Consider the following 12,967-nt stretch of genomic DNA (forward strand, 5'->3'; position numbering starts at 1 on the left):
AGAGATTCGTCACTTTGGGAAACGAATGGCAAATATCGCGCCGCCCAGCGGGTGGTTTTTTGCGGTAATCGTCCCTCCCTGCCGTGTTATGATCATCTTGCAGAGAGAAAGTCCAATCCCGTATCCTGTAGCGTTTGGGCTTTTCCCACGATAGAACCTGTCAAACAGGCAAGGTAAATCTTCTTTTTCAAAGCCCGCACCGCTGTCGTGAATGCCAATCTCGGTATACAATGGGGTGTCCGTGCAGACAATCTCAATCTTCCCGTTCTCTCCTGCGATTTCCATACAATTTTTGAGGATATTTTGAATCGCTTCCGAAATCCAGCCTGAATCGCCCTCAATTGTCATCCCTTGCGGTGCATCTATTTGTACATCCATCCCGTGCAGTTCCATTGGGATTAGGAGCGGGCGAAGCGCGGTGCAGATCAAGTTATTTATATCTATCGGCTCGCTTTGGAACACCACAATGCCCGCGTCCAAGCGGGATAATTTCAATAGGGAAGTAATCAGCCAATCCATCCGCACAAGCAATTCCTCTGTTTCCCGTACAAATGCTTTCCGCTCGTTATCATCAGGGGTATTCGCTAACAACGACAGAATGAGGTTCACGGATGTGAGCGGCGTTCGGAGTTGGTGGGCGATGTCGGCCAGCGAGTCGGCAAGATGTTCTTTTTCTTTTGTCAGCGCGTCGTTCTGCTCCCGGATTCGCAACGTCATTTTTGTTATCTCGCTGTGCAGAATAGACAGTTCACCCTCATCCGATTCACCAATATACAGGTGGTCAGCATTATGAAGGACACGGTCGATTTGATTTGAAATTCTTGCAATGCTTATGTATCGGGCTTGGGTAAACACGAAAAACACTGTACCAAAGGCAGCGGCAGAAGCAATGGACAGGATTCCCGCCGCTGTATTGATTGTAAATCCCACTATTACAGCGGCGGCAGCCAGCAAGGAGAACCAAATGACAAACTGCCCGAACTCTTTATTTCGAAGCATATTCGCCACCCAATCTATACCCCGTCCCGCGAACGGTCAGAATGATCTGCGGGCTGGCCGGGTCGTCCTCTATCTTCTCCCGCAAGCGTTTGATGTACACGGTCAAGGTATTGTCATTAACAAACTCGCCCGCCGCGTCCCACAATTCGTCAAGCAGCCTGCCCCTCGTGATAATACTTTTAGGGTTGCTAATAAACACCAGCAACAAGCGGTATTCTAATGCTGACAGAAAAACCTCGTTGCCGTTTTTTTTCACAATGCCGCTTGCCATGTCGACGTGAAGCCCGCGAATTTCAAAATCCGACCCGGAACGCCCGCTTTTTCGCAAGGCGGTTCCAATTCGCGCAATCAATTCACGCGGACGAAAGGGCTTGGTGATATAGTCGTCCGCTCCCATGTTCAGACCGGTAACCACACTCGCTTCATCACCGGAAGCCGTCAGAAAGATAACGGGAATATCCCCTGTTTCTTTGATTTCCGTACAAACCGTAAAGCCATTTCCGTCAGGCAAAGAAATATCAATCAACGCCAAATCAAATTTATTTCCGGAAAGCGCGGCAAGGGCTTCACTCCGCGTAGGGGCGTGAGTAACTGTAAATCCCTCCGAGCGAAGCAGCAGTACAAGGTTTTTGGCGATTGCCTTATCGTCCTCAACCAAAAATATCCGTGGCATTAGTGAGACCTCCGTTTGTGTGTTAGACCGAATGCATATTACATCTGTATTAAAAGGTTGTCAATACTATAGAGCACGCAGGGCAATTGTGGCTTATAGGCTTCCGTAACCTCCAGCCGAACTGAAGGTTTTCTTATACAAAAAACGCAAGCCTTCTTAGAGCAGAAGACTTGCGTTACAGAAAATGAGGATGCGCATAATGAGAAGGCTGTGCTTCCAGGCATCAGCTTTTAATAAGCTCTGTAGGGTTCATGCCGGTTATTTTCTTGAACAGTGTGCTAAAGTAAGGAATGTTCTTATAGCCGACCCGTTCCGCCACTTCATAGACCAGCATTTTCCGCTCTATAAGCAACTCCCGTGCTTTCTCGATGCGAACCCGGGTCAAATAGTTATTGAAGGTCTCACCGGTAATATTTTTGAAAATAATGGATAAATGGTTCCGCGAAATGAATACCTTATCCGAAAGCTCGGCGAGTGTCAGTTCTTCCGCATAGTGTTCATGAATGTAACTGGTCATAAAGTCGACAACCTGTCTATGCTTGCTGCTCCCTTTCCATTGCCTGCTGCTGCAGATCCTGGTGATTTTGTCCATCAGCCAGTTAGCCAGCTGATCCGGTACGATCAGGCTGCTGATCTCCTTGGCAATCTGGTCATTGGTGAATAGGTCATCCAGTACAAACCCGGATTCATATAACGAGTAGGTTATAATTCCCCACAGCTCACTTCCAAGCATCTGTACGTATCCCTGTGACATCCCCTCTTGTTTTTTCATTTCCGTTATATATTCCAGTACAAGCTGATGGGCCTCCGCTTCCTGCGATGTCTTCATTGCTGTTGCCAGTTTATAGGAGAACTTGACCGGAAAGAGGGCGACACTTCCCGGTTCACTGCTGTTCTCCCGGTATCTATACACTTCATGTGCGGAAGCGACCCGTAATACTCTTTGATCCATCGCGCGGAAGGCTTCCTCCGTCGAGTCGGAGAGCTTCGTCCAGGTATCCTTCACTCCCCCGATTCCTATCCGTGTCACCAGCTTAAGATAACCGCCGATACTGTCATTCAGCCTGATCCCCAGTTCCTCCAGTTTATTCTCTAACTCTTCGGGATACTCTGGACCCGGATGAATAATCAATAATGACCGGGTACTATGCAGTTCTGTGTATTCCAGCTCCGGGAACAGCTTACGTGCTACTTCACAGGCAATATTGCTTACTGCAAACCGGAACAAATTCCAGTCGGAGACGGATAAACATCTGGCCCGTTCATCACGGATCAAGTCGATACCGACCGTGACATGCTTGCGTTCCTGCCAATACAGGTATGACGGCGGAAGACGCGTGCTGTCTTTGTAGGCATGGTCCAGGGTTCCGACAGCTGCTGAACGAACCCACTCCTTTTCAACAAAAGGCTCATACAGCGTCATTTTACACTCAAGCTCCCACTGCCTGGCCCGCTTCTCCTCTTCCGCTTCAAGCTCCTGGATGACTTTGGTTAAGATCGACTTAAGCGTTGGCAGACTGATCGGCTTAGAGACGTAGTCGCTCACCTGAAACCGTAGCGCCTGTCTGGCATGCTCAAAGTCTGAATAACCGCTAAAGATGATGATTTTCCCCTGAAAACCTTCCTGCCTTAGCTGCTCCATCATATCCAGGCCGCTCATTACGGGCATATAAAGATCAGTGATCACAATATCCGGACAAACATTGCGGATCATTTCCAGCCCGTCCTCCCCGTTCAAAGCCTCCCCAGCCCATTCAACTCCCAGGTCATCCCAGGGAATCGCCCGTCTCATCCCCCTCAGGACTTGGCGCTCATCATCAATGATTGCAATTTTCCACATTACCGCTACCTCCTTAAACTCGGTAAGTACCGAAGCATGACGATATTTGCTCTAAACGGAATTTTGAGAATTAATCGTTCTTGCTAGGAGGTTCTATCAGCAGCGGCAGCAACATTTCCACCCTTGTTCCCCCTTCTTCACGTTCACTAAGCGTTATACCATAACTTTCTCCGAAATACCCGGCGACCCTCTCTCTCACATTGCGTATACCGTAACCGCCTGTATGACGTTGAGGGCTGTGATCGGTCTGCTTCAGTCCGGCTCCGTTATCCTCAATGACAATGTGCAGAGCATCTCCGGTTCTCTTCATTTCGATAGATACATAGCCGCTGCGTTGCTTGTTGAATCCATGAACGATGGAATTCTCCACGAACGGCTGCAGCGTTAGCTTCGGGATGTATAATTCCTGCAGCTCGGGCACCGCCATAATCCGGTAATCCAATCCATCCCCCCAGCGCAGCTGCTGAATTTCGAGGTAACACTCTATATGGTGCAGTTCATCTGCTATCTTGATAAAGCTGTTGCCGTTGGACAAACCGATCCGAAACATACGGCCCATCAGCTCCAGTATGCGGCTAAGTTCATTTTGTCCGGCCTCAATGGCCATCCAGTTGAGTTGATCCAACATATTATACAGAAAATGGGGATTGATATTGGCCTGAAGCGCCTCAATTTCGGCTTTCCGCTGCTGTTCGTAACGGCGTTCAAGTGAGAGATACAGTTCTTCAATCCGTTCGTTCTGCTTGCGGTAGCCGGAGAATAAATAACCGAATTCATTCTCATAATCCACCGGAAGTTCGACATTATCGCCTCCTACGGAATACATACGCATCGCAGTGACCAGATTCTTGATCGGCTTTGTAAACTGCTTGCTTAAAAAATGGGTCAGGAGCAATACCAGCAGCACTGCAGCGATACCGATCAGACCAATCCACTCTGCCAGCTTCAGGCTGCTTGCCGTGATCTGTTTCCAGGACGTGAATTCGATAAGGGTCCAGATGGAATTATCCATTCTGGAATAGACGAGCAGTGTGTCGCGGGACCCACCGGTTGCCGGGATATGGACGTAACCCGATTTATTGCTTTTTAGATCAATCCACCGGGACCAGTTATTCGGGTCCAGCGTATCGCCTATTTTCATAATTTGCTGTCCTTCACTATCCGCCATGATCCGGTTAGAGCCGTCTGAATTGCCGGTTAGCAGCTTCCGGATCTCATTGGCCTTGATGTGGACGACAAGGACACCTAGATAGTCATTCTCATCTATTATTTTTCTGGAAAAGCTGAGCACCGGAACCTCACCTTGCGCGCTGGGGAAATTATACTCTTTGGACCAGCAAAAATCGCTTTTCGCCAGACAACCGGCCCCTACCTGCTTGTTCAGATCCGCAAGGTTCCGGAACTGGATGTAGCTTTGCCGTTCACTTTGAATAGGATTATCCATATACAGGTCAATCCCTTGAATCAGCGGAATCGCATAGGTCAAATTCGCTAGCGCACTTTCTACACCTGCACGGCTGCGGTATCTCTCAAATTCATCCTGCCTGTTCAAGAGAAAATTAATCAGCTCGCCGTCGCGGGAGCTGGACAGTGAAATCTGCTCAATCATAACCAGCCGGGTCGTAATTTCATTATTCAGCTCATCCAGCAGCTGCTGCTGGTAATGGGAGGTAGTCTGAACAAGCGCCTTAGAGGAATTGCTGTAGCTCGTCCATGCAGTAATAACGATAACCGCAATAAGGACGATGGCAAAGCTATGAAAAAACAGACGGTCGATTCTATATTTTTTAAAAGGGTTGGTCACCTGCTCTACCTTCCTTCGGGCTCCTGTTCAGACACAGCAAACGGTAAAGCTGCGAAGGGCATTCGGCGCTTTACCGTTAACGGACGGATGTTTTTTTACATCTTATCCTTTAATTCCTGTTGTCGCAATCCCTTCAACGAAATACTTCTGAAGGAACATGAAGACGATGGTTGCCGGAACAATAGATACCAGTGACATGGCAAGCAGTTGCCCCCACTCCTGAGCGGATTGAGAGTCATTAATCATCCGAAGCGCCAGCCCGACCGTATACTTGTCTACGGTATTGATGTACAAGAGATGCCCCAGGAAATCGTCCCAATTCCACAGGAAGCAGAAAATCGTCACGGTAACGATAGCCGGAAAGGCCAGCGGCATTACGATTCGCCAAAAGATACCGAACCAGGAGCACCCGTCAATTTTAGCCGATTCGTCTAATTCTCTTGGAACACCGCGTATAAATTGAATCAGCAGGAAGACGAAGAAGCTGCCGCCTGCCCCTCCAGCGAGCAGATGGGGAATGATAAACGGGAGATACGTATTCACCCAGCCCAATTGGTAAAACAGTGCGTATTGAGGGATTATCAGTACTTGTCCAGGCATCATTAAAGTCAGCATCAAGATGGAGAACCAGAAGTTCTTAAGCGGAAAATCCAATCTGGCAAAACCGAAGGCAACCAATGTGCAGGATAGCAGCGTTGCTATGATTACAGCAAATTCAAGTCCAAAAGTATTGAGATAGAAATCCGTAAACGTATGTCCGGGAACCGAATTCCAGCCTTTGGTGAAATTGCTCCATTGCGGGGCAGCCGGGAAAATGGACGCCGAGCCAAGCTCTGTGCTGTTTTTCAGAGAAGCACCTACCCACCAAAGAACCGGATAGACCATAATAAGGCTGAAGAGAATCATGAACAGATGACGGAGAGCCGGCTTGAATTGTAGTGTTGTCATTTACGTTTTTTCCCTCCAGTGTCTGTTTCATAGAATACCCAATACTTCGAGGTATACGAGATCAGAACCGTTGCTGCAATAATTCCAACCAGCATAATCCATGCCAGAGCCGAAGCATAACCCAGCTCGTAACGGCTGAACGCCCGTTCGTACAAGTACATTGCATATACATAAGTGGAGTTCATTGGACCGCCGTTCGTAATTACAAATGCGGAAGTGAACATTTGGAAGGCGCCGATGACGGCCATAATCAGGTTGAAATAGAGAATGGGCGACAGCATTGGCAGTGTGATTTTGAAGAATTGGGTTACCTTGTTAGCCCCATCCACAGAAGACGCCTCGTACAGATCGTTTGGAATCTGCTTCAGGCCTGCCAGAAATATAACCATGGTGGACCCGAATTGCCAGACCGTCAGCAGAATCAGCGTACCAAGCGCTGTATCAGGGCTTGTAATCCAGCCCTTCCCTTCAAAGCCAAAGACGCCAATCAGTTTGTTAAAAACTCCGTCAACACCAAAAATGTTGCGCCAGAGCAGCGATACCCCTATACTCCCTCCGATAAGTGAAGGAAAATAAATCGCCGTGCGGTAGAAGCTTATTCCTTTGACCGCCTTACTCAGGATCATCGCAACAAAGAGCGCCGCTATAAGCTTCAGAGGCACGGAAGCCAGCACATAAGTGAAGGTTACCTTAGCGGATTGAATGAATTTGGGGTCCGCTGTAAAGATGCGCTCATAATTGCGGGTCCCGATCCACTTCATCGGCTGCATTAAAGTGTAGTCGGTGAACGAATAGTACAGGGATAAGAATAACGGATACGCCGTAAGCGCCAGAAACCCGATCAGCCAGGGCGAAATAAACATATAGCCTGCAAGCGGAGCGTTCCATCTGCTTCGAAAATACGAGCTTTTTTTCGTCTTGACAGCAGGTTGGGCTACAGTGGCTGTGGAATGGTTCATCTGTGGTCACCTCTTGTGGTCAATTTTTATACTTTAAGTATATAATCCGCTCATCGCCTGCTAAAGGAGGGGAATGCTCGAATTCTTTCAAAATATAACGACAAAAAAGAAGAAGCGGTATCCACCGCTTCTACACTACAATGATCATTAATAGATGGTTCTTCCCCACTGATCGGTAATTCCGCTTTTCCGGAGAAAGTAGGTATTGATTCTATCCCGCCACTCTTTAGCATGATCCGCCTGCTCCGCCAGGCGGTCTGCTACCTGCCTATACGCCTGTTCATCCACATGTTCCTTCATAAGCTTCCATGCAGCCGCCAGCCCGTCTGCCCGTTCCGCACCTTCAAAATGTGTATCATATATATGCTGAATCACCGTTTTGCCGGAATGAAGCACATGAGTATAAGGGACATGGTGAAAGAACAACAGTAGCTCATCCGGACAACTCTCAAGCGACTCGTAGCATTCCATGTTCATACGGGCATATTGGGAGGTATACCCGGTCCCGGTTGCTGAGGTGCGGTCAACACCAATACCATAACAGTCTGCAAAGTGATAAGTACCCCACATTGAATATTCATATCCATCCACATTAGGGCCGTAGTGATGGTCAGGATTGACCATAAACCCGACGCCCAGCGGGGCTGTATACGATTCATAAATCTCCCAGGAGTTCATAAGGATATCTAGTAAGGTCTGAACCAGCAGCTCATTGGTGCCAAAGGTGAGTGTAATCCATTCCACAGCCATTTTCTCGGCAGACATCTCCGGATTCCAGGCCAGACGGCCATAACCGAACAGATTTGCCTGTGCCAGCAGATGGCCTGTCCAGTTGGTGTCATTTCCAATATTGGATACGGCGGCAAAGCCACTGTAGCCATTGCCGTGAACACTTCCATCTACAATGCGCTTGACCGTAGTTCCTTCTCCACGAAGATGCGTATCAAAGTTCAGAATCTCTTTCCACTGCGGCACCAGATAGCACACATGGCGCTGCTGACCGGTATATTCCTGGGCAATCTGAAATTCGATCACTTGATTCGTATGCGGCATGGCCCCCAGCAACGGAGAGACAGGCTCTCTGACCTGAAAGTCAATGGGCCCATTCTTCACCTGGAGAATGACATTGTCCATGAAGCGGCCATCCAGCGGCTGGAAATGATCATAAGCAGCCCGCGCACGATCTGTTGTACGGTCGCGCCAGTCCTGCTTGCAGTTATACACGAAGCAGCGCCAGATGACGATGCCGCCATGCGGCTTCAGCGCTTCTGCCAGCATATTGGCGCCGTCGGCGTGATCTCTTCCGTAGGTGAACGGTCCCGGACGGTTCTCCGAATCGGCTTTGACCAGAAATCCTCCGAAATCAGGAATGGCTGCATATACTTCCGAGGCCGCAGCGGTCCACCATTCACGCACGCCGGCATCCAGCGGATCTGCCGATGACAGGCCGCCAAGCTCAATCGGGCTGGCATAATTAATACTCAGGAACAGCTTGATGGCATAGGCGCGAAAGACCGCGGCCAGCTTCACCACATCCGGCAGGAATTCCGTTAACAGGCGGCTCTCCACCCGGTGAACATTTACATTATTAATCGCGATGGCATTGATTCCGCTGGAGGCCAGCAGGCGGGCATAATCCTGGATACGCTGAAGATTATCCGTAATCCGGTTATTCTCATAAAATATCGATTCCCCGGCATATCCCCGCTCCACACTCCCGTCCATATTGTCCCACTGGTTGATCATACGCAGCTGATTTACAGGGTTCTCAAGAATATTCAAATTGTGTACAGAGCCCCCTGTACCCATGATCCGCAGCAGATGGAATACTCCATATAATACCCCCGCGGATGTAGCGGCTCCGATGGTAATGTTACCAGTAAGATTGTCCGTATGAATCGCGAAGCCCTCCGGTTGAATCGTACTGCTTACTTCTTCACTGAATACATCATCTATCCCTGACCCAGTCCCGAAGGTTCCTATAATGACACTAGGAGTTTTCTGAGTTTCCTCCGAGACAGTCACTATTCCTCCTGTGATTCCCTCCAGGCCTTGAGTCAACTCGTTCACTGCGGAACGAATAACGACATCATCTCCCTCAGCCACAACAATATGTTCATATCCCGCATATGGATTGACATTTGCCTCCGGTGTGACCCGGCGGTACTGTAGCCAGGCCAGATATCCGTCTCCCGGGTGATTCAACTTAGAATTACTCATCTATAATCCTCCCTATCCCTACCGATATCATGCAAGGCCCGGAACAAGGTTGTTCCGGGCCTTGCTTGCTGAATTATTTTTCGTAAGATTGCGATGCTTCTTTCAACTGCTCAAAGGCTTTCTCCGGCGTGACTTTTCCAAAGCTGAGCTGATCCCGGACAAGCACCCAGTCTTTGTCAATAAAGTTCGTCCAGCCGCCTGCTCCAGCCGACCAGGTCTGGCCATCCTTTTCAGTAGCACGGAGGAGTTCTAACCCAACCTTATCCAGATCACTCATACTTGCTTCCAGGGCGGCAGAGATTTCCTTGTTAGCCGGCAAGCCGCGGAATGTTTGCAGAATGTTCCCCGCCTCCTGGGCATTCACGAACCAATTGATGAATTTTTTAGCTTCTTCAGCATGCTTGGAGTTTTTGGAAACGGACAGATACATCGATGGTTTCAGCCATCCGCCTGCTTGTTCAGCACGCGGCATGGTTACAAGCGCGTAAGCGCCTGGTTTAATACTGTCCCAAGTCCCCAGGTTATTGGAGAAGCTGTACCGGAATAATACTTTGCCTGCTGCCATCAAGTCCATTTGCGGATCATTTTCCTTGTCGGATGCGTTTACGTCCGCCGGAGGAACCAGTCCATCCTTGCGCAGCTCTTCAAACTTCTTGGTCCAGTCCAAGAAGGTAGCCTGATCTACGTTAAAGTGACCCTCATCCGTGATAACCTGACCTTTACCTTTGGCATATTGGTAGGCCGAATACATAAAATAGTTGCCTGCATAGTCCAAGGTAAAATATTGTCCTCTTGGCAGTTTGGATTTGGATTCCTTGGCTAAAGCGAAGAAATCATCCCATGTCCATCCATTAGCCGGATTCGCAATCCCCAGCTTATCCATAGCGGCTTTGTCATACACCATACCGAACGCTACCGAACCCAGAGGAACAGCATATTGCTTGCCGTCAAGCTGGCCACCGGCCAGTAATTTTGCATCGAACTTACTTACATCAACCTCTGGAGCCAGCTCAGCTAATTGCTTGCGTGACATCCAGTCCGGCATCCAGCCCGGATCGAGCTGAATGATATCCGGTGCATTATTCGCTGCAGCTTGAGTAGATAATTTGTCCAAGTATCCATCCATACCGGAATACTCCGGTTCAAACGTAACATTCGGGTTATTCTTTGTATACAAGTCCAGTGCTGCCAGAGTAGCCTCATGGCGCGGCTGGGATCCCCACCACATAATACGCAGCTTGACAGGTTCATTGCTTGGCGCAGCCGTTGCAGCAGTATTAGTACCGGCAGGCTCAGCGGTAGATTCCGCATTGTTTTTTGTCCCGCCGCATGCTGTCATCGTCCCCAGCAAGGCTGTCATGGCCAAGACTGTAAGAGAACGCTTCCATTTCAACATCTTTAACCCTCCAATTGAAGTCTGTATTGTCTTGCTACACCGTTATAGTAACAATTATGAATTGAAGTTCATATAAGAGCGATGCACGATTTATTTTAAAATCTCACGGAAATAAGATTTGCAAGAATTTCGAAGGAGACAGAAACAGGGTTGTCCCATAAGCCATCAGAAATGGCTGGGACACTTCCTCTTTGGGTAGTGGATAGACGGTTGTGCTTGGTGAGGACGCTCCGCGAACGGACCGTTGTTCCAGCGGGAAATTTAACGCAAAGCAGCGATCCTCCAATAACGGGAGAATCGCTGCCTTGCTCACTTATTGTAGTTTTAAGAATGATGAGAACGGTCTCCCGTAATAGAAAACCCACTTTTGGGACAGCCCTGTTACAAAATTATAAATATATAAATGGCTCCTTCGCATCTGCAAAGGTAACCGGGAGGCTGCCGACCAGTGGTTTCAGCCATTCCGCCATATACTTCATGCCCCATTCCTCGGACCTCTCATGGCCAATCACAATCATTGCTTTGTTCATACCGAGCATAGAAGCATCATTAACATAAGCGCACAACGTCCACTCCGTGATATCACCGCAAATCATCACATCCAGATCCTTTTCCTGCATAAGCTCCATTGGCATTTGTTCCCTGCCCAGCCCGAGGCTTCCGCCTCCAACCAATATCCCTATGCGGGCGCAAGCAGCCTCCGGATTCCCTACGATCTGAATGACCTTCATTCCCAGTCTCTGTTTCAGGAAGCCTGCCAGCGCTCCAACCGTGGTCTCTTCGATCTGATACCCCCAGGAATCGTTCCCGTCAAGTTTCTTGTCCTCCCATTCCAGCTCCTTGAGAAGACCATCATAAATCCTGTCCGTATCCGCTAAATGCATGTGGTCATGAAATCTCCAGATCACAATCCCGTTATCTTCAATCCATTTCCGTTTGGCCAGATACACAGGGTCCTTCTGAAGCCAGTCCAAGGTGTCCATTCCGGTATAATAGGTGGGCTCATGGGTGATAATCAAATTTGCGTTGATGGCAATAGCTTCGCGGATGACATCAACGGTCGCCATAAACGTAGTAACGATTCCTGTAACTTCCATGTCCTCATGGCCGCTCGCGAGCACATCACACGTCTGCTCCAGCTTGCGGCCGCCGCAGCAATCAAGCAAAATCCGGTCAATAACTTCCTGCACTTTCATAAGCTCGTTCTCCTTTCATTTCTCTCCTCAGCCTTTGACTGCACCAATCACAACACCACGGGTCAAGTATTTCTGCATAAAGGGCAGTACGAACAGTACCGGCACAATGCCCAGAACCGCCATTGCCATCCGCACAGCTGTGCTTGGCAGCTGTGCTGCCTGCGCCCCGAGCACACTGCTGGCCTGACCGGAGTTGAGGAATTGAATATTGTTCATCAGCTGCATCAGCAGATTCTGAATCCCATATAACTGCGGTTTGGATACAAAATACAGCGCGTTGATCCAGTCGTTCCAATAAGCGAGTCCCATAAACATACCGACAGTTGCCATAACCGGCATAGACAAGGGAAGCATGATCCGAAAAAAGGTCCGCAGCTCTGACGCGCCATCGATCTGGGCAGCTTCAATGATTTCCAGCGGTACATTGTTTTTGAAATAATTCCGCACCAGCAGTACATTGAAGCCGTTGGACAGCAGGTTGGGAAGGATCAGCGCGAGCAGGGTGTTTTTAATATGGAAATATTGCGTCCACATAATATATGATGGAACGATTCCTCCGCTGAACAGCATGGTGAAGAACACGATAAACGCCAGCACATTGTGGTATTTGAAATCTCTTCGGGACATGGGATAAGCTAACATGCTTGTTATCAGAAGTCCAATCACAGTTCCCATTATCGTAACGAAAAATGATACCCCATACGCCCTAATGAAAATATATGCTGAGGATTTGATATACAGGTACGCTTCAAAACTCATATGCTCAGGGAAAAAGCTGTATCCGTTTCGAATCAAAGTCGTTTCATCGGTGAACGATGCAATCACAATCAGAAGGAATGGTAAAAAAGCAAAAACCGTCAGCAAGATCATCACGATCGCAGAAAAAACAGTAAACGTTCGCTCTCCTCTTGTTTGTATCATCCGTATTTCCT

At 48.7% G+C, this 12,967-nt stretch carries 10 protein-coding genes; all 10 read right to left on the reverse strand.

The window, feature by feature from the left end; genetic code table 11:
* Positions 1-9: 9 nt before the first annotated feature.
* Positions 10-999 carry a sensor histidine kinase gene (locus A3842_RS18970; RefSeq protein WP_074102370.1) on the reverse strand — a complete coding sequence of 330 codons (990 nt, stop codon included), beginning with the start codon at positions 997-999 and terminating at the stop codon, positions 10-12.
* Positions 986-1,672, reverse strand: a complete 687-nt coding sequence (locus A3842_RS18975) for a response regulator transcription factor (RefSeq protein WP_074085569.1) — start codon at positions 1,670-1,672, stop codon at positions 986-988. The genes A3842_RS18970 and A3842_RS18975 overlap by 14 nt, the downstream gene beginning before the upstream one ends.
* Before the next feature lie 223 nt (positions 1,673-1,895).
* Positions 1,896-3,512, reverse strand: coding sequence for a response regulator transcription factor (locus A3842_RS18980; protein ID WP_074102371.1), 1,617 nt, complete (start codon positions 3,510-3,512; stop codon positions 1,896-1,898).
* Between the two features lie 70 nt (positions 3,513-3,582).
* The gene (locus tag A3842_RS18985; protein ID WP_074102372.1) at positions 3,583-5,316 is read right to left on the reverse strand and encodes a cache domain-containing sensor histidine kinase; all 1,734 of its coding nucleotides are present in this window, start codon (positions 5,314-5,316) and stop codon (positions 3,583-3,585) included.
* Positions 5,317-5,418: 102 nt separating this feature from the next.
* A complete protein-coding gene (locus A3842_RS18990; protein WP_074085572.1) occupies positions 5,419-6,264 on the reverse strand; it encodes a carbohydrate ABC transporter permease in 846 nt (281 codons plus the stop codon).
* Positions 6,261-7,223 (reverse strand): carbohydrate ABC transporter permease, encoded by a 963-nt coding sequence (locus tag A3842_RS18995; RefSeq protein WP_074102373.1) that lies wholly within the window; start codon positions 7,221-7,223, stop codon positions 6,261-6,263. Before A3842_RS18995 ends, A3842_RS18990 begins: the two co-directional genes overlap by 4 nt.
* A gap of 147 nt (positions 7,224-7,370) precedes the next feature.
* Complete coding sequence (locus A3842_RS19000) at positions 7,371-9,443, reverse strand: alpha-glucuronidase family glycosyl hydrolase (RefSeq protein WP_074102374.1); 2,073 nt, start codon at positions 9,441-9,443, stop codon at positions 7,371-7,373.
* A gap of 73 nt (positions 9,444-9,516) precedes the next feature.
* Positions 9,517-10,839 carry an ABC transporter substrate-binding protein gene (locus A3842_RS19005; RefSeq protein WP_074102375.1) on the reverse strand — a complete coding sequence of 441 codons (1,323 nt, stop codon included), beginning with the start codon at positions 10,837-10,839 and terminating at the stop codon, positions 9,517-9,519.
* Between the two features lie 389 nt (positions 10,840-11,228).
* Positions 11,229-12,035 (reverse strand): Nif3-like dinuclear metal center hexameric protein, encoded by an 807-nt coding sequence (locus tag A3842_RS19010; protein WP_074102376.1) that lies wholly within the window; start codon positions 12,033-12,035, stop codon positions 11,229-11,231.
* A gap of 27 nt (positions 12,036-12,062) precedes the next feature.
* Positions 12,063-12,956, reverse strand: coding sequence for a carbohydrate ABC transporter permease (locus tag A3842_RS19015; protein WP_074085577.1), 894 nt, complete (start codon positions 12,954-12,956; stop codon positions 12,063-12,065).
* Positions 12,957-12,967 lie beyond the last annotated feature (11 nt).

Origin of the sequence: Paenibacillus sp. P3E (assembly GCF_001909045.1) — a bacterium.
Classification (GTDB): Bacteria; Bacillota; Bacilli; order Paenibacillales; family Paenibacillaceae; genus Paenibacillus_AQ; species Paenibacillus_AQ helianthi.